Below are 22,933 nucleotides of genomic sequence, written 5' to 3'. Positions count from 1 at the left end.
GTAAAATAATTTAAAAAATGGACACGATAATTCCTCGTAAAAGTAAAAAATTTAGATATCTCGCAATAGCAATTGCTGTTTTTTTAGTTTTGCTAACCATTAGTGTTTTTGCATTTAACACCAAAAGAACTTTAAATGTAAAAGCAGACGAATTGGTAATTCAAAAAGCAGAAAAAGCCTTTTTTGAAGATTTTGTTGTTTTTCAAGCAAAAGTAGAGCCATTGAACGTTATGCTTGTGAATGTTACCGAGGGAGGTTCTGTGAAAGAAATCTTTGTAGAAAATGGCGCAATGGTTACCAAAGGACAATCGCTGGCTCGTTTGTACAATCCGAACACAGAATTGAATTATCTTACTCAAGAAACCGCTATTATTGAGCAAATCAACAATTTGAATACAGGAAAATTAAACATTAGAAATCAAGAACTAAACTTAAACAAAGATTTAGTTTTGATCGAACACGACTACAACGATGCAAAGAGATTATACGACATGAATGCAAAGCTGTATGAGAAAGATGTAATTTCTAAAAATGACTGGAACACTTTTAAGGAAAGCCTTCGTTTTCAGGAAGAACGCAAAAGAACAATTCAGCAGAGCATTCAAAAAGAAAAACAAAGCAATCAGGTTCAGATTTCTCAAATAAACCGTTCGATCCAGACTATGGAAAAGAGTTTGGATATTCTGAGAAATAATAAAAAGAACTTTTTAATCACAGCGCCAGAAACAGGACGATTAACTTCTTTTGAACCTGTTTTAGGAAAAACTTTTCAAGCAGGCGCAAGCATCGGAAGAATCGATTCTAATAAAGGATATAAGCTTATTGCCGAAGTAGATGAATTTTATCTGGAAAAGCTTAGAGAAGGTTTAAAAGGACAAGTAGAATTTAAAGGGAAAAATCTTGAAGTTGTCGTGACCAAAGTAATTCCTGAAGTAAAAGGAGGACGATTTACTGTAGAACTTGCTTTTATAAGTAAAGAAAATATTGTCTTGCAGGACGGACTTAGTTTTGGCGTAAAACTGATTTTGTCTGAAAAAAATAGAACTTTGGTAATTCCGAGAGGAGCGTTTAACCAAGAAGCTGCAGGAAAATGGATTTTTGTTGTAAACGGAAATAAAGCGATAAGAAGAAATATCAAATTAGGACGCGAAAATCCTTCATATTATGAAGTCTTAGAAGGTTTAAAAGAAGGCGAATCTGTAGTTACTTCTTCTTACACCGATTATAAAGACATTGAAGAGCTTTCTCTCGAGTCACAATCGCAGTAGATAGTCGCAGTTACAAATCACATTTTACATTTTACAATTCACATTTTACAATTCACATTTTACAATTATAAAAGATCAATCATCAATCAAAAAACGTATTTAATAACATTTCAAAACCTTAAAAATTATGATCACAATTCAGAATTTAACCAAAGTTTTTAGAACAGAAGAAATAGAAACTGCTGCTTTAAGCGGTATCAACGTAGAAATAAAAAAAGGAGATTTTTTAACTATCATGGGGCCTTCGGGCTGTGGAAAATCGACTTTATTAAATATAATCGGTCTCTTGGACAGTGCAGATGGCGGAAGCTACAAATTATTAGATCAGGAAATGATTGGTCTAAAAGAGAAAGGAAGAGCACAAGTACGCAAAGAAAACATTGGTTTTATTTTTCAAAACTTCAACTTAATTGATGAGCTTTCTGTTTATGATAATATCGAATTGCCATTGCTTTACAACAACGTAAAAGCTTCTGAAAGAAAACAGAAAATTGAGGCGATTGCCGAAAAGCTAAACATCTCTCATCGTTTGAAACATTTCCCACAACAACTTTCTGGAGGACAGCAACAAAGGGTTGCGGTTGCAAGAGCTTTGGTAAATGACCCTAAAATTATTTTGGCCGATGAGCCAACAGGAAACTTAGACAGTAAAAACGGTAATGAAGTGATGGAACTTTTAACCGATTTACATGCTAAAGGCGCTACTATTTTGATGGTTACCCACTCTGATTATGATGCTTCTTTTTCGCAAAGAACCATTCACATGAAAGACGGAGTTATATTTTCTGAAAAGTTAAATCAACGTAATGTTGATGTTTTTATGGACGCTAAATAATAAAGTGATGATTAAAATTATTGTTACTGCACTGGTAGTTCTGGTAGAACTGGTGTGCAAAATATTTACTATGATTTAAAACCGAAAGGTTTACCAAAACAACCATATCAACTATAAAAATATACCTCAAAATGATTTTTAACTGGTTTAAAATATTTATATATCATTTAAAACAAAGCAAACTGTTTTCGTTTTTAAATGTTCTGGGATTAAGTATCGGAATTGCTTCTGTTATTTTTGCAATTTTATATTGGAACAATGAAAATGCATACGATCAATGGAATCCTGAAAAAGAGAACGCTTATCTTGTTCTAAACAAAATTGGCTCGGGAGATATTTGGGCAACTAGTTCGATCCCGTTTGGAGAAACCTGTAAAGCTACAATTCCAGAAATTGACAAAGTTTGCTTTCTATACAATTGGTACGAAGATGGCGTTGTTAAATTTCAAAATCTAAAAATATTAGATAAAAAAGTTATTCGTACAGACGAAAACTTTTTTGATTTTTTTCCTTTTGAAATTATAAAAGGAAGCAAAGAGAATATTTTAAAAGAAAAAAATAGCGCTGCTGTATCTGAAGATCAGGCAAAATTGCTTTTCAAAAACGATGATCCAATTGGCAAATCAATTACGTATGGAAATGGCGATTACATCGTAAAAGCGGTTTATCGTGTGACTAAACCTTCTTCTATAGAACCAAATTATATTTTTAACGGGGTTAAACGTGACGGTGATAAAGATCAATGGGGAAATTTTAATTATGCTTTAATGGTCAAAGCTAAAAAAGGAACCAATCCTTCTGCTCTTATAAAGAAAATGCAAAATGTAATTTTTATCAACAGAACAGTAAAAGATGCAAAAGCCAGCGGCCAGACTGTAGAACAATATCTAAAAGAAAACGGACAGGTCGAAGTGATGCTTGATCAATTGAAAACCTCTCGTTTGTATGGCACAAAAAGTTCAGGAGGACAAAATTTTCCCGAAGGACAAGGCAATTTAAAATTGCTTTATATTATGGGCGGTTTATCTGTTCTAATATTATTTTTATCGATGGTAAACTATATCAATCTAGCAACTGCATCGGCCATTAAACGCGCCAAAGAAGTTGGTGTTCGTAAGATTGTTGGTGCAACCAAAAAACAGATTGTTGCTCAGTTTATTTTTGAAACTTCCATAATAGTAATGCTTGCTATTGTTTTTGCACTTGCTATTGTTGAGCTTTCATTACCTTATTACAATACTTTCTTGAGAAAGACTTTGACTATGAATGGCGGCGAATTTTACCTGCAGCTTATTTTTATATTTGGATTAGTAATTGTTCTTGCGGGTATTTTCCCTGCTGTTTATATCTCAAATTTTGAAACATTAAAGGTTTTAAAAGGTAATTTTTCAAGAAGTAAAAGTGGTATCTGGATTCGAAACTCAATGCTTATTTTTCAGTTCGGAATTGCAGCTTTCTTTATCATTGGAGCATTGATTGTCAATTCGCAGGTTGATTACATGATGAATAAAGATCTAGGCTTCAACGGTGACCAAGTACTTTCTATTACGTACAATACAAAAGAGCGGTTAAGCAGAACAGATAAATATTTAGCACAGAAACAAGAAATTAAAAAAATCCCAGGAGTTGTAGATGTCACTACATTTGCCGGCACTTTTGGAGGTAATGCTGGATCAAGTTCAGGATTTAAGCATAATGGAATTTTTGTACAGCCCAAAAACATCGAAATGGATTTTGGATTTCTTGAAATGATGAAAATCAAAATCGCCGAAGGACGCGATTTATCTCCTCAATTTGCATCAGACACGGTAAGTGGCATGCTTATAAACGAAACGCTTGCTAAAGAACTAAATCTTAAGAATCCAGTAAACACTATGATAACATCGGGCTGGAGTATTGGCAGCGATGATAACTTAAAGTTTAGAGTTGTTGGAGTTGTAAAAGACTTTAATTTAATCGATTTGCAGAATAAGGTTCCGCCAATGGTTTTTATTAGTTTAAAAACGTTAAAATGGAATAATTTCAATAGAGTGCTTGTAAAGGTTTCTCCAAATAATTTAACAGAAACGTTAGAAAAATTGAAATTATATTGGGAGAAAAACGTAAATCCAGACTATCCATTTGATTACGAATTTGTTAACAAAGTATTTGCAAAAACTTATGAAGAGCAAGTCAAGCAAAAAAACCTCTTTTTCATCCTAAATTTGGTCGTAATCGTAATTGCTATATTTGGATTGTTTGCTTTGGCATCATTTTCGATGGAGAGAAGATTGAAAGAAATCGCCATTCGAAAAACATTAGGAGCTGAAACAGATATTCTCCTAAAAGAATTGTCGAAACAATATATTGTTTACTGTTTTATAGGATTTGCAATCGGGATTGTTCCTGCTTATATATTATTACAGAAATGGCTGGAAGATTTCGCTTTTAGAATTGGAATATCGACTATTCCTTTCATAATTGCCTTGATTTCTCTTTTGTTCTTAACCTTATTTATTGTTTTAACAAAAGCATTTCAGGTAACCAAAATCGATATATTAAAATATTTAAAATACGAATAAGCTTGTAGACCATTTTTTTTAAAGAAGCCCGACAGATTTTTTTTTAAATCCGCCGGGCTTCTATTTTTAATCTTTCATCGTTACAGCATCGTTATAGATCAGTTTGTCTAGACTTTGGTCTCGATCGTATACATCTGGGAAAAAATTGACTTCTCCGTTATCCTGAACCCAACACGTAAAATATCCTATGTAAACCGGAATTTTGCGTTTAAGCATACAAGTTGTTTCTTTTTCTCCACTCATAGCGCTTTCAATTTTATCTACCGGCCAGTCTGGATCGTCTTTTAAAATATGCAATGCAAGCTGTTTGGCTTCTTTCACATTTATACAACCGTGGCTGAAAGTACGTTTTTCAAATTCGAACAAACTTTTGGCAGGCGTGTCGTGCATGTAAATATCGTTCGGATTCGGAAACATAAATTTTACTAATCCTAGAGAATTCTTTGGTCCCGGTTTTTGTCGCACTTTCCCTCCATTCCATTCCATATTATGTTCTGCCAGATAGTTTTTATCACTTGCCATCTGAAGTTTTAATTCATTTTGAATAATACTCGTTGGCACATACCAATAAGGACTAAAAACAATCCGATCCATATTACCGCTAAAAATTACAGTCTCACTAAGCCTGTTACCAACAAAAATATCCGAAACAAGATCGTATTTTCCGTCCTTAACATAGAATAATCTGAATGACGGGATATTTATCATGACATATTCTTCAGCTTTTGCCAATTTGGTCGGAATCCATCTGCATCTTTCCATATTCAGCATAATGGTTCTGATTCTTTTACTAATCGGCTCATTCATCTGATTGATAATATCTCTTGTTAGGGCATAATTTATTTTTAGATTATATCTTTTTTTATAATTTAAAACTCCCGCCATCAATTCTTCATCATAAATATCACTTCCAGAATCTTGTTTTAAATCTCCAACTACAAATAAGCGATTTCTAATTTGTTTTATAGCAATAGCTGTATCGTCTGGTCTTAAGTCTTTAAAATTGAGACTATCAATTGTAATTTTCTTCCAAAGATTATCGGTTTCTATTTTACGGTATTTTTTAAGTGCATCCTTCAATTTGTAATATTGGCTGAATAACAGATTATCATCTTCATTCAATCGATCTGAATCTACCATTAATGAATCTAGAATGTGAGTATACGAAATAGATTTTGCAGGCAAGTACCATCCTATTTTTTTCAAAGTCGCAGGATCTACCCCAGAATACACGTTACTGGCATAAAATACATACATGCTTGTAAGCAGTAATTCGGTATCAAGCTGTGATGGTTTGTTTGAAGAACTTTCATTAAAAGCCTCATCAATTTGCTCTTTGTAAGGCATTTTCTCTTCAATACCTTGATCTTTCAGAACATTTACTTTCTGGTACAATAAGGATCCAAATTCGGTGATACTTTTATCATCATACCAAATAGATTTATAGTCTTTGGCTTTGTAAATACCCTCGACATCTTTCTGATATTTTTTAAGTTTAGGATATTTTTTAAAAAAAGCATTGATTGAAGCGGCATCGAGAGTAATGACCGAAACAGCTTTTCGATTTGTTAAATCAGTATTGTTTTTGGCACTGTTGGATAATGAATTGAATGAAAATGCAAAAAAACCGACTGTAACAATAATTAAAGAAAAAGTAAAATTTCGCATATTTTTAAAGTTTTAAATTAGTGGAAATAACTTTAAAAAAAATACCGAAAACCCAATAAACACTCTAAAAAAACCTTAGTTTTCATATATTTTTTTCATCTCTGGCAATCATCGATTTGGGCTATCAAATATAACGAAGTTTTGTGAGAATTTTATTTAATTGAAAGAAAACTTACATAAAAAATATTCATTTAAATAGAAAAACTTTTCTCAAAGCATCAGAACACTAATCATTCTTAATTATGATTTTCAATAAAAAATACTTTTGAATAATTTTGAATAATCTCAATATCAATAATTACAATTCAAAAACGCTTAATTTCCGAACTTAATCTGTTATCTTTGCACCCTGAAATCAGTTTAAATAAATATAATCTTATAAGACTGTTTTTAGAGAATAAAAAAATAGCCCATTACAATGAAACTAGATAGAAAAGAAATTCTAAAAGCTTTAGAGACAATCACTATTGCTGGAGAAGGAAAAAATATGGTTGAAAGCGGTGCCGTAACCAATGTTATAACATTTGGAGATGAAGCTGTTGTAGACCTTGTATTGCATACACCTGCTATGCACATCAAAAAAAGAGCAGAAGATGATATTAAAAAAACAATTCATGATTTAATATCTCCTGATGCTAAAGTAAAAGTAAACATTAAAGTAGAAACTCCAGAGAAACCTGAAATTAAAGGTCGCGCAATTCCTGGAATTAAAAATATTATCGCTGTTGCTTCTGGTAAAGGAGGAGTAGGAAAATCTACTGTGACTGCAAACTTGGCTGTTACACTTGCAAAAATGGGCTTTAAAGTTGGTGTTTTAGATGCTGATATTTACGGACCTTCTATGCCAATTATGTTTGACGTTGAGAACGAGAAACCTGTTTCTGTAACCGTTGACGGAAAATCAAAAATGAAGCCTATTGAGAGCTATGAAATCAAAATGCTTTCAATTGGATTTTTTACAGCACCAAGTCAAGCTGTAATCTGGAGAGGACCAATGGCAGCAAAAGCATTAAACCAAATGATTTTTGATGCAGATTGGGGAGAATTAGATTTCATGCTTCTTGACTTACCTCCTGGAACTGGAGACATTCACCTTTCTATCATGCAATCGCTTCCAATTACCGGAGCTGTTGTAGTAAGTACTCCGCAAGCAGTTGCTCTTGCAGATGCTAAAAAAGGTGTGGCAATGTTCATGCAAGACAATATCAATGTTCCTGTTTTGGGAATTATTGAAAATATGGCGTACTTTACACCAGAAGAATTGCCAGAAAATAAATACTATATCTTTGGACAAGAAGGTGCTAAAAACCTTGCTGAAGATTTAGACGTACCATTTTTAGGAGAAGTTCCAATTGTACAATCTATTCGTGAAGCAGGCGATTATGGTCGTCCAGCTGCATTGCAAACTGCCTCTCCAATAGAAAAAGTTTTTGAAGCAATTACGAGAAATGTTGTACAAGAAACAGTAAACAGAAACGAAAGTTTGCCTGCAACAGAAGCGATCAAGATTACAACGATGGCAGGATGTTCGGCAGTTAAAAAATAATTAGATAATTGAATAAACTAATGAGATAATTTGAAAATTAGATAATTAGAAAATTTACTTTGAGGTAAAAATTATCTAATTATCTAATTGACACATTTTCTAATTGATAAAATTATGACAACAGAAGAATTAACAAGTAATGTTTTATTGGCCTTAGATGAGATAAGACCATTCTTAAAATCTGACGGTGGAGATATTTCATTAATTTCTATTGAAGACGACAAACATGTAAAAGTTCGTTTGGAAGGAGCTTGCATCAGCTGTAGTGTTAATCAAATGACGCTAAAAGCAGGTGTTGAAACAACTATCAAAAAATATGCTCCGCAAATTGAAACTGTGGTAAATGTAATGTAACAAAATAGTGTCTTTTTTCAGAATCAAAACCTTCACAGTTTAACAAGAATAATAGGTGTTTTATTGTTTGATTAATAAAATGGCAAAAAAGCACCAAAAAAAAGACGTTTTTTATTATATTCATAAAAAACAATATAAAGATTTAAGAGTTTCCGTTAAGGAATTGTTACAATTTTAACTTAAATTTGTCACAAAACCCTTAAATCTAAAACTATGAAAAACTATTACGCTCTTTTTTTATTATTGTTTTTTGTTTCTGTAGATTATGCCCAAAGTAAGAATGTTGTGGTTGACAAGGCTTGGGTAAGTGAATCTGAAGAATGGTCTGATTTTCAATATTCGGGTAAGATTGTATTTTCAATCAACCCAAATGAAGAACCAGGATCACTACGAATTGGAAACTACGATTTCTTATATGATTTTGTAGAAGGAAAAGCAAAATTTACAATAAAATCGACCTACAGTTCTGCTGAATTTTCTCATCCGAGAAAACTTTCGGCTTCGACTGATAAACAAGGAGTTTTAAACACAACTTACGAAGGAACATTGGTTTTCCAGTCTGACAGAGATTATTATTCTGTAATTGCAGTGATTACCATTCTTGAAAAAAATGACAACGTTCTTGGCGTAAAAATGCGCTTAAAGGACAATAACAGAAAAGAATACGCATTTAGTACTAAACCTACTAGCTAATATAAATTAGGATTTTTTCACGTTATCAAATCCTGCCAAAATTCCAATAATTAAAATGGATGTATTAATTAAAATTAAAGATCGAGAAGGAGTTATACACGAATTACAAGCTCCAACTGATATGGCAATGAATATAATGGAGTTATGCAAAGCATACGAACTTCCTGTTGAAGGAACCTGCGGAGGAATGGCCATGTGCGCTTCTTGCCAGTGTTATGTTCTAAATGATGTTGCATTACCAGAAATGGGTGACGATGAAGAAGCCATGCTTTCAGAAGCATTTTATGTTAAGTCTAATAGCCGTTTAGGCTGTCAGATTCCAATTACTGAAGATTTAGAAGGATTGGAGTTAGAATTGGCACCAGAATACTAAAAATAAAAAAAGCGAGAATTTAATGATTCTCGCTTTTTTTATTAATCATATTTTTTGATTAAATCATCTAAAGAAAACTCTCTAAGCAGTTTATCCAAATATTTGCCTCTACTGCTCAACTCTCGTTGGTAAGGAGCAAATAAACTGGTAGATTTATTCAGTTCGTCATTTAGTTCTTTCAGATAATTTTCTTCTTCTACTGTCTGCGATGATGACTTCTTAGCGATAAAATCCAAAATTCGTTTGATAGCGATTTCTTTATCGATAATAGCCTTTTCGTCATTATTCAAAGTACAGATTCCGTAAACCCCTTTACAGTAATAATTCCATTCTTCCTCTAACGCATTTTCTGCTTTTTCAGGATCTATTTCTCCATTTTCATCAAAAACGTTTCCATAGGCAAATCCTTTATTTTGATGATTTTTTAAATGCAGAAGCAAGTTCTCTTTAAATTCCTTTTTTAATTCTCCATAAGATTCTTTATTGTTCTTCTTAATAAGATTCACAATGTTTTTAGCAAAGTACCTCTTAGATATTGTCAATTTATGCTGATCATTTAAAGGCGAACTAATCGTTATTTCTGAATTAATTACATAAGACGGTGACGGAATTAACTTTTCTTCAATAAGCTTATTTAATTCATCATCAGCTAATCTTGTAAGTCTTTTGACCTCTTCAAATTCCAGATAATTATCTACGATATAAGCAAGATTTTCATCTCTCATTTTAATTACTTTTTAAAAATTCTGATGGATTAAAAGGTTCAAATTCACGTTCAGAAAAAGCTTCCGTTAAAATTCCAGACGAACACAACCAGGTAACTGTTTCTTCCAACGTATTTCCAGCTTTATAAATCATTTCGCTGTATCGTGGCAGAATGTAATATTGACTATTTAAAAGAATGATTTCGTCTCCATCAAAAGTGTCTCCAATTCTAATCGATTTCAATACTTCCTCTTTTGTTAAAACCTCTTTTCCTTCATCCCAAAACCAATATTCAGTAATACGGCTTTTCCATTCTTCTAGAGTCAAAACAATCGTTTCAGGAAGATAAACCCTAACATAAGTACCGCCTAAAATTCCACTTCCGTAATTTTGAACATATTCTTTGTAATCTTCGTCAAAAGTTATGTTTAATGTTTTTTCGCACGCCAATATATCTTCTTCATCGGCTGTAAAAAGATCTGTTTTATTGGTATTGTAATTGGGGATTATTTTGTAGTTCTCGAAATTCATAGCGTTTCAATTTTAACCGCTAAGTTAAAACTATTTCTCACAAAAAAACCGTAATTACATTACTGCAATTACGGTTTTCTCTTTATAACAATTTTATTTAATCTCTCAATTATACCAAACCAGCTTTAATTAAATATTCAGCGATTTGAATTGTGTTTGTTGCAGCTCCTTTTCTTAAGTTGTCAGCAACAATCCACATGTTTAATGTATTTGGCTGGCTTTCGTCACGACGAATTCTTCCAACAAAAACATCATTTTTACCTTCTGCATATAATGGCATTGGGTAAGTAAAGGTATCTAAATTATCTTGAACCACTACTCCATCAGTGTTGTGTAAGATTTCACGAACTTCATTTACCTCAAAATCATTTGTAAACTCAACGTTTACTGCTTCACTGTGTCCGCCTACAACTGGTACACGAACTGCAGTAGCTGTAACTCTGATTGTGTTATCAGAAAGGATTTTTTGAGTTTCACGAACTAACTTCATTTCTTCTTTAGTATATCCGTTTTCTTCAAAACTGTCGCAATGTGGAATTGCATTTCTGTGAATAGGATATTTGTAAGCCATATCGCCTTGAATTCCAGCGTACTCATTTTCTAATTGTTTAACCGCTTTTACACCAGTTCCTGTGATAGATTGGTAAGTAGAAACAATGATTCTTTTGATGTTGTATTTTTTGTGCAAAGGAGCCAAAGCTAATACCATTTGAATAGTAGAACAGTTTGGGTTTGCAATGATTTTATCTTCTTTAGTTAAAACATCAGCATTGATTTCTGGAACTACTAATTTTTTTGTTGGATCCATTCTCCATGCAGAAGAGTTGTCGATTACAGTTGTTCCTGCAGCAGCAAATTTTGGAGCCCACTCTAATGAAGTATCACCTCCAGCAGAGAAAATAGCGATATCAGCTTTCATATCAACAGCTGTTTGTAATCCTACTACTTTATATTTGGTTCCTTTATATTCAACTTCTTTTCCTACTGATCTTTCTGATGCAACAGGGATTAATTCTGTAACAGGAAAATTTCTTTCTGCTAATACTTTAAGCATTACTTCGCCTACCATTCCAGTAGCGCCTACAACTGCAATTCTCATTTTTATATTTTTAAATAATCAATTAATCTATTTTGTTACGCAAAAGTAAGTATAATAAAAGTTTCCACAAGGCTATTCACAAAAAATAACAAAATGTTACAAAATAAACATTTTGTAAAAAAACCGCCTCTTTAGAAGGCGGTTAAGTTAGACTTAGTGTAGCGGTATTGTATTTTTATTTATTTTTTAATAAATCTCTAATTTGTGTAAGCAACTCTTCTTGAGTTGGTGCTGCTGGAGCTGCCGGCGCAGGAACTTCTTTCTTTTTAGCGTGGTTTATTCCTTTAATTATTAAGAACAAAACAAAAGCAACAATAATAAAATTGATTACTGCCGAAATAAAAACACCATATTTGACTCCTCCAAAAGCAGTTAATTGTTCGATAGTTGACATATGTGCAGCATCTAAAGCAGGTTTTAATAACAGCGGCGTAATTACATCTTCGATTAATGAGCTTACAATTTTACCAAAAGCAGCTCCAATGATTACACCGACAGCCAAATCGACTACGTTGCCTTTCATTGCAAATTCCTTAAATTCTGAAAAAAATCCCATATTTGATCTGTTTAGTTGAATAATAAATGAATATCGAAAATACGCAATTTTATTGGAAATTCTTAAAATTATCTAAAAAATACCCTCTTTACTCGTTGCGAAATACTTGTCATTATTTCATATGGAATCGTTTTTAAGGCTACAGCCATTTCTATTACAGTTGGGCTTTCGCCGAAAATAATTACCGAATCTCCTTCTTTACATTCTATATCGCTTACATTAACCATCAGCATATCCATGCAGACACTTCCGACGATTTTGGCTTTCTGATTTTTGATTGTTACATAACCAACTTCATTACCCCATAATCTCGCAATCCCATCTGCATAACCAATCGGGATGGTTGCAATTTTGGTTGCTGCATCTGCCATAAAACGACGCCCGTAACCTACGCTGTCACCCGCTGGAATAGTTCGAATTTGAGAAATTATTGACTTTAATGTTCCTACATTTTCCAGATATTTCTGTTCTGCTGGATCATTTGAAACTCCATACAATCCAATGCCCAAACGCACCATGCTGTATTGCGCATCAGGAAAATTACTGATTCCAGAAGTATTTAATGTATGACGAATTGGATTGATATTTAATTCTGCCATTAGTTTTGAAGACAATTTTTCGAACAAAGCAATCTGCTGTCTCACAAAGTCAAAATGTTTCGGGTCATCGCTTGTTGCCAAATGCGATAGAATACTTTGCACACGAACAGTTGAATTTCCTTTTAAAGTCGCAATTAATTCGTCGATAGTATTATTTTCAAAACCTAAACGATGCATTCCTGTATCCATTTTGATATGAATTGGATAATCTTTTAAGTTCTTTTCTCGAGCAATTTTCAAAAAGGCATTTAATCCTTTCAAGCTATAAATTTCAGGTTCTAGCTGATATTGAATGATCGAAGGGAAACTTGTCGATTCGGGATTTAAAACCATAATTGGAAGTTTTATTCCGCCATTTTTCAATGCGATTCCTTCATCGGCGAAAGCTACACCCAAATAATCAACTTTATGATGTTCTAGCAATTTCGCAATTTCTAAACCGCCATTTCCATAACCAAATGCTTTAACCATCACCATCATTTTAACATTTGGCGCCAGTTTTGACTTATAGTAATTAAAGTTATGGCTTATAGCATCGAGATTAATCTCTAGAATAGTCTCATGTGTTTTTTCTTCTAGAAGCGATACAATTTCTTCAAACTGAAAAGATCTTGCTCCTTTTATTAAAATGGTTTCGTTATTGAAATTCAGATTGTCAATTTCGGCAATAAAATCAGCTGTATTATCAAACATTGTGCTATTTGGAAACTGATCTGCAAAGGAAGAAATTGTTGCTCCAATGCCAATTATGCGATTTATTTTATTGTCTAAAATTAACTGAGCAACTTTAGAATATAATTCTTCGTTTGTGAATCCGCTTTGGAAAATATCTGATAAAATAACCGTTTTAGAAGCGCCTTTTTTCTTCTGGCTTTCTAAAAAATCTAAAGCAATTTTAAGCGACTGAAAATCGGAACTATAACTATCATCAATAATACTGCAATTGTTAATTCCGTTTTTTACTTCCAAACGCATTCGAACAGGATAAAGCATCTCGATTCTGTTCTGAATTGTTTCCTGATCGTAATTAAAGTTTAACAAAACCAATAAACAAGAAATCGCATTTTCTACAGAAGCCGAATCGTTAAACGGAATTTCTAAATTGAAAGTCTCATTTTTGTATTGATATTGTATAAAAGTATGATCGTTTCTGTGTTCTCTTTTTTCAATAAAAACATCTGCATTTTGATCAGTAAAACTCCAAGAAAACAGTTTTCTCGGATGAAGCATATATTCAGCAACAAATTGAGACAAGCAAGAATCTACGACTTCATTTTTTTGATAAATAATGATCGGGCAATCTTTAAACAAGAGTAGTTTTTCATCAATTTTCTGTACTAAGTTTTCGAAACCTTCGTCGTGCGCAGAACCAATGCTTGTTAAAACTCCAATATTTGGTTTAATGATTTTCTCCAGTTTAACCATTTCATTAACTGTTGAAATTCCTGCTTCGAAAATTCCTAAATTATGTTTTTCATTAATCGCAATTACCGAAAGCGGAACTCCGACTTGAGAGTTATAACTTTTAGGACTCCTAATAATATTATAATCAGGACTCAATAAGAAATTAAGCCATTCTTTTACGATCGTTTTACCGTTGCTTCCTGTTATGCCGATCACTGGAAAATGAAAAAGATTTCTATAATAAGCTGCAAATTCCTGAAGAGCCCAAAGCGTATTTTCGACAACCAAAAAATTAGCTTTGCCTGCATAACCTTCTGGGATATATTGAACAACAAAGTTCTGAACTTTGTTTTCTATTAAATCTGGAATAAATAAATGAGCATCATTGTTTACACCGGCCAAAGCAAAAAATAATGTTTGCGATCCGTTTTGAAGCGAACGGCTGTCAATTGAGATATGATCGATTAAAACATCAGCATCTGAGCCAATCCATTTGGCGTTGAGAACTGAAACCAGGCTTTTTAAATTTATGCTCATTTGGTAATTTCTTTTTTTCAAATTTAAAAAAAGGTTTGCCACTAATTTCCCAAATTTTCACTAATTATTCTATTTGTTGATTTCTTAAAATTAGAGCTGCAGAATTAGGGTTTTTATAAATGAATTCGTGAAAATTAGTGTAATTCGTGGCAGAAAACTTTTATTGAGTATATTTGTTTTTAGACCACAAATTTGCAGATTTTGAAAAAATTACTCCCACTCTTTTCTTATATATTACATCCGATTTTTATATCGATGTACGCCACTTTGTTTTATTTATTTTATAAAGACGACGTATTTAGTACAAATGAAAAATACTTTGTTCTAATTCAAATTTTAGTGATTAACATAATTGTCCCTGTTTTATTTTACTTACTGTTAAAATCAACTGGACATGTAAAATCAATTATGCTGAGCCAAACTTCAGAACGAGCAATTCCGCTTATTTTGCAATGTTTTTTATATATTTTATTAGTTAAAAGAAGTATTGTAATTACGCGTTATCCTGAACTTCATTTCTTTTTTCTTGGAGCCTTATTTAGTAGTATTTTGGCATTGGTTTGTGTTCTTTTCAAAACAAAAGCAAGTCTTCACATGGTTGCCATTTCAGGTTTAACGATCTTCGTTATCGGATTAAACATTCATCTTCAACTGCACAATCCGTATTGGTCTGCTTTACTTATTTTATTGTCAGGAATTGTAGCTTCATCTCGTTTAGAAATGAATGCACATACTTCTAGAGAAATACTAATTGGATTATTTATTGGAATAATGCCGCAACTTTTATTTTTATATCTGTGGTTATAGAATATAAAAGATCAATCCTGCATTTAGCGTTTTCATATTGATTTTTTCGCCAGACAAAGTAGTCGCCGAATTAAACAACGGACTTAAGCCGTAATATATATACACATTCCAAGTGTTATATCCTGCCGAAAGATATGGGCCGTATTGAAATTTATTAATATCCCCGTTATTGTTGATCCTATATGTTTTTTCTCCATCATCAAGAATAGATGAACTTGAAAAAACATAACTCAATTTTACTCCGCCATAAATACGCCAAAATTTAGTGCTTTCGTAAGTCGAATTACGCCATCTAAATTCTATTGGAAGATCTACAGAATATTGTCTATAACGATTAGACGCATATTCGCTAGAACTATTTACTCCGTATATAATTGCTCCCGAAGCGTCTTCAGAAATCGTTAAATTTTGATAATAATTCTGATAGCTTAAACCTAATCCTGCCGCAATTGCAACTGTTCGAGATTTATTTACAGGCATATCGCGCAAGAAACCTCCCGAAAGTCCTAGAGAAAATTTATTTTGTTTGAAATTAACAGGAATATCGGTAAACATATTATAAGTAACCGAAAAGTAAAACTGATCTTCTCGATACAGAGAATCTATTTTTATAACTGGTTTTATCTCAGGTTTAACGTCTGCTTGCGCAAAAGAGTTAAAAAAAGTGAGTAGAAATAAACAGCTAAAAATAATTCGCATATCGTGGTTTTAGTTTTTAAGAGATGATTACAAATAAACGCTTTTGGGCGCGTATTTATTTCACATACAAATATAATATATTGCTTTCTGTAGTAAAGATAAGAAGTAAAAATATTCTCATTTTGACTGCGAATAAAATTAATTGCTGCATTTTTTTCAATAATTCAATTCGTTGAAACAAAAAATTCATCAATTTTCTTTTTATCTTTTATACCTTTGCAAAGCATGAAAAGAAAGCAACTCATATTAAGTTTATCTTTTGCTGTAGCAATATTGTTCTCGATATTGTTTCAGTCGATACACAGTTATGAGCATATCGTAAAACAGCTTTCAGAAAAACAATGCCATCACGATTACAATGATCCAAATGGTGAAATAACACATCAGCATCATGATTATGACGTTTGTTTTGTTTGTCATTTTGCTTTTGAGTCTTTTGTTCTGCCACAAAATTTCTCTTTTGAATTTCATTCATTCCACAGAGAAACACCTTATTTCTTCCCATTTTCAGAGAAGATTTTTTCAATTTCAACCACCTCGTATTTCTTACGTGGCCCTCCTGCTAATATAGTTTCTTAAGGTTTCGATTATTCGAAAAACTTCACATTTCTTTTAATTTAAATTCAAAATAACATTGAGTTTTCTAATCCTATTTTTATCAATCAGGATCAGAATGCTTTATTGTTGGTTTTTGGTTTTTCATTCGAAGAAAAAACTCAATTAACTATAGCATCATTTTCAAATGAAAAAATTTATAATTGCCCTTATTTTAGGGTTTTCGAGCATTCTTACTGCTCAAAACTCGGTTTCTGGAACAGTAACCGACAATCAAAATAATCCATTGCCTGGAGTTTCTGTTTATGCTCCAGAATTACATAAAGGAACTACGACAGACGCAAATGGAAAATACGAATTGAATAATCTTCCTAACGGAAGCTTACGAATTGCTTTTACTTATGTTGGATACGCCAATCAAAACAAAACAATTGCTAAATTACTGAAAAAAAATACCCTAGATATTGTTCTTGAAGAGTCTATTTTAGAAATGGACGAGGTGGTAGTTTCAACGCCTTTCAATAAATTACAATCTCAAAACGTAATGAAAATTGAGCATGAAAGCATTAAAACATTACAGCAAAAAGGAACCTCTACTTTGATTGAAGGTTTGGCGACAATTCCTGGAGTTTCTCAGATTTCTACAGGAACTTCTATCGGAAAACCAGTAATTCGTGGACTTAGCGGTAATCGCGTTTTGGTTTATTCTCAAGGTGTCCGTATCGAAAACCAACAGTTTGGAGATGAACATGGTTTAGGTTTAAACGATGCTGGAATTGAAAGCGTTGAAGTCATTAAAGGTCCAGCTTCATTATTGTATGGTTCTGATGCATTAGGAGGTGTTTTATATTTCAATCCTGAAAAATTTGCTGATGCAGGTACTTTCAAAGCCAATTTCAGCCAAAAATATTTTACAAATACAGAAGGAAGCAATTCATCAATTGGATTAAAAACTTCTACTGATAATTGGAAATTCTTAGCTAGAGGAAGCTACAACACACATTCTGATTACAAGATTTCTGGCGGCGACCGCGTAACAAATTCTCGCTATAATGAAACTGATTTTAAAACTGGAATTGGTTACAGCAACTCTACTTTTTCTAGTGTTGTACGATATAATTACAACAAATTGGATATTGGAATTCCTGAAGACGGAATTGCTGAACAATCCTCAAGCAAAGACACTCAATTTCCAAGACAAGGAATTTTTAATCATTTATTGAGTTTGAATAATGTTATTTTCTTCGAAAACTCTAAACTAGATGTTGATTTAGGATATATCGCAAATGACAGAAGCGAGTTTGAAGACAGCAACGAGGCTTCTTTACACATGAAATTGAATACTTTTAATTATAATGCAAAATACCATTTTCCTAAATTCGGAAAAATCGAAACTATTTTTGGTGTTCAAGGAATGCATCAGACAAACAAAAATTCTGGAGAAGAATACTTGATTCCAGACGCTACAACTAATGATTTTGGTGTTTTTGGAACCGCCAACTACGAATGGGACAACAGCGTTATTCAAGCCGGATTGCGTTTTGACAACAGAAACATTACTTCTATCGCTCACGGAACCGAAGGCGAAGAAGGTTATTTTCAGGCTTTAGATCGTTCTTTTGATAGTTTTAATGCTTCTTTAGGCTACAAAACTAAATTAGCAGAGCCGTTAACGTTTCGCTTAAATGTGGCAACTGGTTTTAGAGCGCCAAACTTAGCTGAGTTAACTTCAAACGGCGTTCACGAAGGAACGAATCGTTATGAAATTGGAAATGCTGATTTAAAAACGGAACAAAACGTGCAAACCGATTTGAACTTAGAGTATAAAAATACGCATTTTGAATTTTTCGTAAACGGATTCTACAATCATGTAAACAATTATATCTACACTTCGCCAACTGGAGAAATTAGAGACGATAATGATGTTTTTGCTTATGTTCAAGACAATGCGCAATTGTACGGTGGAGAAGTTGGCCTTCACTTTCACCCGCATCCATTAGATTGGTTGCATTTTGAAACTAGTTTTGAAACTGTTACAGGTAAAAAAGAAAACAAAGATTATCTGCCTTTGATTCCTGCAAACAATTGGAATAATACATTAAGAACTGAATTTAATATTAAAAACTGGTTAAGCGAAGGTTTTGCTTCTTTGAATGTTTCTTCTACTTTTAGCCAAGATAATGTAAGTGGTTTCGAAACTGCCTCTAAAGGTTATACTTTGGTAAACTTAGGTTTTGGAGGAACAGTTAAACTAGGAAAAACTGCTTTTGACATCAACCTAAACGGAAACAATTTATTTGATAAAAAATACATTGCTCACCTTTCTAGATTAAAAACAGACGGTATTCCTAATATTGGAAGAAATATCGTTTTGGGGGTTAACTTTAATCTGTAACAATTTCAAACCATATAAGTCATATAAGTAAAATTAAGCAAACCGTTTAAATGAACTTACATCACTTATATGGTTTAATTTTTCATTTCAATTTTCACAACAAAAAGTGCTATTTTTGTTACAACAGATAAAACTAACTATGAAAAAAACATTTTTATTAATGGCAATTACAACCGCAGGAATTTCGTTTGGACAAGGCAAATTGCAATATCCGCAAATTAAAAAAGGAGAAACTGTTGATGTTTATTTTGACACCAAAGTAAGCGATCCGTACCGCTGGCTAGAAGATGATAAATCTGCTGAAACAGGTGCTTGGGTAAAAGCCGAAAACGAAGTTACTTATGGTTATTTAGATAAAATTCCATTTCGTGACGAACTTAAAAAGCGAATGGAAAAACTTTGGAACTACGAAAAAATTGGAGCTCCATCTAAAGAAGGAAAATTTGCTTATTACTCTAAAAACAATGGACTTCAGAATCAATCTGTTGTTTACAGAAAAGATGAAAATGGCAAAGAAGAAGTTTTCTTAGATCCAAATACTTTTTCTAAAGACGGAACAACTTCTCTTGGCGGACTTGATTTTTCTAAAGACGGAAGCAAAGCTGCTTATGCAATTTCTGAAGGCGGAAGCGACTGGAGAAAAGTAATCATTATAGATGCACTTTCTAAGAAAGTTTTAGAAGATACTTTGGTTGACATAAAATTTAGTGGCGTTTCTTGGCATGGAAATGAAGGTTTTTACTACTCTAGTTATGACAAGCCGAAAGGAAGTGAATTATCTGCTAAAACAGATCAGCACAAATTATATTTCCACAAATTGGGAACTTCTCAAAAAGATGATAAAGTAATTTTTGGAGCTGATCAGAAAAGAAGATATGTAGGCGGATATGTTACTGAAGACAATCGTTATTTGGTAATTACAGCTGCTAACTCTACTTACGGAAATGAGTTGTACATTAAAGATCTAACTAAAGCAAATAGTCCTATTGTTACAATCGTTGACAATTTTGACAGCGATAATAATGTTATCGAAAATGAAGGAAGCAAATTATTTATCGAAACAGATTTTAAGGCTCCTAATAAACGTATTGTAACAGTTGATGCAGCAAATCCGAAACCTGAGAATTGGAAAGATTTTATTAAAGAAACTAAAGATATTTTATCTCCTTCAACTGGCGGTGGTTATTTCTTTGCGAATTATACTAAAGATGCCGTTTCATTTGTACAACAATATGATTACAATGGAAAATTAGTTCGCGAAATTAAACTTCCCGCTGTTGGAACTGCTGGTGGATTTAGCGGTAAAAAAGCTGACAAAATTTTATACTACAGCTTTGCTAATTATACAACTCCAGGAAGCATCTATTCTTTGGAACCAAAATCTGGTAAATCTGAAGTGTATCAAAAACCAAAAGTAGATTTCAAAAGCGAAGATTATGAGTCTAAACAAGTTTTCTATACTTCAAAAGATGGTACAAAAGTTCCGATGATTATTACGTATAAAAAAGGAACAAAATTAGACGGTAAAAACCCAACTATTCTTTACGGTTACGGCGGATTCAATATTTCTTTAACACCAAGCTTTAGCATTGCTAATGCAGTTTGGATGGAAAACGGCGGAGTTTATGCAGTTGCTAACCTTAGAGGTGGTGGCGAGTACGGAAAAAAATGGCATGATGCAGGAACAAAACTTCAAAAACAAAATGTATTTGATGATTTCATTGCTGCTGCAGAATACTTAATTGCTCAAAAATATACCTCATCTGATTATTTAGCCATTCGCGGAGGATCTAATGGAGGTTTATTGGTTGGTGCAACAATGACACAACGTCCTGATTTAATGAAAGTGGCTCTACCAGCTGTTGGAGTTATGGACATGCTTCGTTACAATGCTTTTACAGCAGGTGCAGGATGGGCTTTTGATTACGGAACTGCTCAAGACAGCAAAGAAATGTTTGAATATTTAAAAGGATATTCTCCAGTTCATAATGTAAAACAAGGAACTCATTATCCTGCAACAATGGTAACTACTGGAGATCATGATGATCGTGTAGTTCCTGCACACAGTTTCAAATTTGCTTCTGAATTACAGGAAAAACAAACAGGAGAAAACCCAGTTTTAATTAGAATTGATGTTAAAGCAGGTCATGGAGCAGGAAAATCTGTTGCCGCTACGATTCAAGAGAACGTAGACATTCAAGCTTTTACACTTTACAATATGGGTTTTAAAGCTTTGCCTAAAAAGTAAAACTTTAAGCTTAATTTTTTTAGCCACGAATTCACGATTTATTTGTGAGTTCGTGGCTTTATTTTTTTTGCCACGAATTTCACGAATTAGCACGAATTTAATTAATGGGAATTTGTAGAGTGCTTTTTTGCCACAGATTAAAAGGATTAAAATGATTTTTATAATCTGTGAAAATCTTTTTAATCTGTGGCAAATATTATAACCACAAAGAATTAGTGGAAATTAGTGCAATTGGTGGCAAACCTTTTTTAAATTTGAGAAACTTAAAACTTACACAATGGAAATTATAAAATGGGGAATTATTGGCTGTGGAAATGTAACCGAAGTAAAAAGCGGACCTGCTTTTCAGAAAGCTCCAAATTCTGCTTTAGTTGCCGTGATGCGAAGAGATGCAGCTCTTGCCGAAGATTACGCAAAACGCCACAATGTTCCAAAATGGTATTCGAATGCTGAAGATTTAATTAATGATCCGGAGGTCGATGCTGTTTATATCGCTACTCCTCCATCTTCTCATAAAGAATACACCATTTTATGTGCTAAAGCTGGAAAGCCTGTTTATGTAGAAAAACCGATGGCATTGACGTTTGAAGAATGCAACGAAATGATCAACACTTGCAAAGAGCATAATGTTCCTCTATTTGTTGCGTATTACAGAAGAGCTTTACCTCGTTTTTTAAAGATAAAAGAAATTATTGATCAAGGAAAATTAGGAACTATCAGACACGTCAATTGTGTTTTGTACCATCCTTTTGAAGCACGTTATGATGACGAAATCAATCTTCCGTGGACTGTTTTACCACATATCTCTGGAGGCGGAATCTTTGTTGATTTGGCTTGCCATACTTTAGATTTCCTTGATTTTGTTTTAGGTCCGATTAAATCAGTTCGCGGACATGCAACTTCTCAATTAATGGCTTATCCTGCAGAAGATGCCGTTTCAATGTCATTTTTATTTGAAAACGGAATTCACGGTTCTGGAATATGGAATTTTGCGAGTTTTGAACGTTATGATAATACTGAAATTGTAGGTGATAAAGGTAAAATCTCGTTTTCTACTTTTGGAAATGATCCTGTTCATATTCAATATGCAAATGGAGAAAAAGAAAGTATTACGATAGAAAATCCTCTTCATATTCAACAACCATTTATTGAAACTGTTCTTGCTGAATTATTAGGCAAAGAAAACGCTTCTCCATCTAAAGGAACTTCTGGCGCAAGAACCACTTGGGTTATTGATCAGGTTTTGAAAGAATTTAGAGAAGCTTCAAAATAGTATATTGTTGAATTACCTCCTGCTTTAGCTAAAGGAATAATTTCAAAAAAATCATATAGGACTTTAGCCAAACTAATAGTTGGGCTAAAGCCTTTTTTTATTCTCATTAATCTCAATAACCTCGAGCTTAAGCTAGAGGCAACTCATAAAAGAATCTAAAGACAAAAAAAGAGGATATTCTTTCGAATATCCTCTTTTTTTAAACTGTAAACTATAAAAAAATGGAG

At 32.9% G+C, this 22,933-nt stretch carries 19 protein-coding genes; 12 read left to right on the top strand and 7 right to left on the bottom strand.

The features are described 5' to 3' along the window. Window positions 1-17: 17 nt before the first annotated feature. From AC1Q5Z_RS11010 to AC1Q5Z_RS11000, 3 genes are all read left to right on the top strand, one after another. A complete protein-coding gene (locus AC1Q5Z_RS11010) occupies window positions 18-1,268 on the top strand; it encodes an efflux RND transporter periplasmic adaptor subunit (RefSeq protein WP_343588927.1) in 1,251 nt (416 codons plus the stop codon). Window positions 1,269-1,395: 127 nt separating this feature from the next. Continuing rightward, a complete protein-coding gene (locus AC1Q5Z_RS11005; RefSeq protein WP_111376033.1) occupies window positions 1,396-2,103 on the top strand; it encodes an ABC transporter ATP-binding protein in 708 nt (235 codons plus the stop codon). Between the two features lie 131 nt (window positions 2,104-2,234). After that, on the top strand, window positions 2,235-4,664 hold the full coding sequence (locus tag AC1Q5Z_RS11000) for an ABC transporter permease (RefSeq protein WP_343588928.1): 2,430 nt from the start codon (window positions 2,235-2,237) through the stop codon (window positions 4,662-4,664). Window positions 4,665-4,730: 66 nt separating this feature from the next. Here the strand turns inward: AC1Q5Z_RS11000 and AC1Q5Z_RS10995 are convergent, their stop codons facing one another. Beyond that, the gene (locus AC1Q5Z_RS10995; RefSeq protein ID WP_492444787.1) at window positions 4,731-6,332 is read right to left on the bottom strand and encodes a L,D-transpeptidase family protein; all 1,602 of its coding nucleotides are present in this window, start codon (window positions 6,330-6,332) and stop codon (window positions 4,731-4,733) included. A gap of 418 nt (window positions 6,333-6,750) precedes the next feature. Here AC1Q5Z_RS10995 and AC1Q5Z_RS10990 point away from each other — a divergent pair, with 418 nt between their 5' ends. From AC1Q5Z_RS10990 to AC1Q5Z_RS10975, 4 genes are all read left to right on the top strand, one after another. Further along, window positions 6,751-7,878 carry an Mrp/NBP35 family ATP-binding protein gene (locus AC1Q5Z_RS10990; protein ID WP_198854801.1) on the top strand — a complete coding sequence of 376 codons (1,128 nt, stop codon included), beginning with the start codon at window positions 6,751-6,753 and terminating at the stop codon, window positions 7,876-7,878. 114 nt (window positions 7,879-7,992) lie between these two features. Next, window positions 7,993-8,232, top strand: coding sequence for a NifU family protein (locus AC1Q5Z_RS10985; RefSeq protein WP_095929732.1), 240 nt, complete (start codon window positions 7,993-7,995; stop codon window positions 8,230-8,232). A gap of 213 nt (window positions 8,233-8,445) precedes the next feature. After that, the gene (locus tag AC1Q5Z_RS10980) at window positions 8,446-8,925 is read left to right on the top strand and encodes a hypothetical protein (protein ID WP_198854802.1); all 480 of its coding nucleotides are present in this window, start codon (window positions 8,446-8,448) and stop codon (window positions 8,923-8,925) included. Between the two features lie 55 nt (window positions 8,926-8,980). After that, window positions 8,981-9,298, top strand: a complete 318-nt coding sequence (locus AC1Q5Z_RS10975) for a 2Fe-2S iron-sulfur cluster-binding family protein (RefSeq protein ID WP_091490641.1) — start codon at window positions 8,981-8,983, stop codon at window positions 9,296-9,298. 41 nt (window positions 9,299-9,339) lie between these two features. On the opposite strand, the gene AC1Q5Z_RS10970 is transcribed toward AC1Q5Z_RS10975, so the two are convergent. The 5 genes from AC1Q5Z_RS10970 to AC1Q5Z_RS10950 all read right to left on the bottom strand — a co-directional run bounded on the left by AC1Q5Z_RS10970 (window position 9,340) and on the right by AC1Q5Z_RS10950 (window position 14,729). Beyond that, a complete protein-coding gene (locus AC1Q5Z_RS10970; protein ID WP_492444784.1) occupies window positions 9,340-10,023 on the bottom strand; it encodes a DUF6058 family natural product biosynthesis protein in 684 nt (227 codons plus the stop codon). Between the two features lies 1 nt (window position 10,024). Continuing rightward, entirely contained in the window at window positions 10,025-10,534 is a 510-nt protein-coding gene (locus tag AC1Q5Z_RS10965; RefSeq protein WP_492444783.1) for an SMI1/KNR4 family protein, read from the bottom strand. 109 nt (window positions 10,535-10,643) lie between these two features. Then, window positions 10,644-11,633: an aspartate-semialdehyde dehydrogenase gene (locus AC1Q5Z_RS10960; RefSeq protein WP_198854805.1), complete on the bottom strand. Its 990-nt coding sequence runs from the start codon at window positions 11,631-11,633 to the stop codon at window positions 10,644-10,646. A 175-nt stretch (window positions 11,634-11,808) separates the two neighbouring features. Beyond that, complete coding sequence (mscL, locus tag AC1Q5Z_RS10955) at window positions 11,809-12,189, bottom strand: large conductance mechanosensitive channel protein MscL (protein WP_198854807.1); 381 nt, start codon at window positions 12,187-12,189, stop codon at window positions 11,809-11,811. Between the two features lie 68 nt (window positions 12,190-12,257). Next, window positions 12,258-14,729 (bottom strand): bifunctional UDP-N-acetylmuramoyl-tripeptide:D-alanyl-D-alanine ligase/alanine racemase, encoded by a 2,472-nt coding sequence (locus AC1Q5Z_RS10950; protein ID WP_492444780.1) that lies wholly within the window; start codon window positions 14,727-14,729, stop codon window positions 12,258-12,260. A gap of 201 nt (window positions 14,730-14,930) precedes the next feature. On the opposite strand from AC1Q5Z_RS10950, the gene AC1Q5Z_RS10945 reads away from it, so the two are divergent. Continuing rightward, window positions 14,931-15,536, top strand: a complete 606-nt coding sequence (locus AC1Q5Z_RS10945) for a hypothetical protein (protein WP_278019788.1) — start codon at window positions 14,931-14,933, stop codon at window positions 15,534-15,536. Here AC1Q5Z_RS10945 and AC1Q5Z_RS10940 read toward each other — a convergent pair. Next, a complete protein-coding gene (locus AC1Q5Z_RS10940) occupies window positions 15,531-16,235 on the bottom strand; it encodes a porin family protein (protein ID WP_198854809.1) in 705 nt (234 codons plus the stop codon). The genes AC1Q5Z_RS10945 and AC1Q5Z_RS10940 overlap by 6 nt on opposite strands. A 225-nt stretch (window positions 16,236-16,460) precedes the next feature. Between AC1Q5Z_RS10940 and AC1Q5Z_RS10935 the strand changes: the two genes are divergently transcribed. The 4 genes from AC1Q5Z_RS10935 to AC1Q5Z_RS10920 all read left to right on the top strand — a co-directional run bounded on the left by AC1Q5Z_RS10935 (window position 16,461) and on the right by AC1Q5Z_RS10920 (window position 22,706). After that, the gene (locus AC1Q5Z_RS10935; protein ID WP_198854810.1) at window positions 16,461-16,814 is read left to right on the top strand and encodes a hypothetical protein; all 354 of its coding nucleotides are present in this window, start codon (window positions 16,461-16,463) and stop codon (window positions 16,812-16,814) included. Between the two features lie 163 nt (window positions 16,815-16,977). Next, window positions 16,978-19,185: a TonB-dependent receptor gene (locus AC1Q5Z_RS10930; protein ID WP_492444779.1), complete on the top strand. Its 2,208-nt coding sequence runs from the start codon at window positions 16,978-16,980 to the stop codon at window positions 19,183-19,185. Between the two features lie 139 nt (window positions 19,186-19,324). Next, window positions 19,325-21,433, top strand: coding sequence for a prolyl oligopeptidase family serine peptidase (locus tag AC1Q5Z_RS10925; RefSeq protein ID WP_492444777.1), 2,109 nt, complete (start codon window positions 19,325-19,327; stop codon window positions 21,431-21,433). Window positions 21,434-21,710: 277 nt separating this feature from the next. After that, the gene (locus AC1Q5Z_RS10920) at window positions 21,711-22,706 is read left to right on the top strand and encodes a Gfo/Idh/MocA family protein (protein WP_198854813.1); all 996 of its coding nucleotides are present in this window, start codon (window positions 21,711-21,713) and stop codon (window positions 22,704-22,706) included. Window positions 22,707-22,933 lie beyond the last annotated feature (227 nt).

The organism is Flavobacterium sp. GW823-FHT06G12 (genome assembly GCF_058794775.1).
The sequence above is the reverse complement of the archived record's forward strand: the minus strand, read 5'-3'. Positions and strand labels throughout refer to the sequence as shown.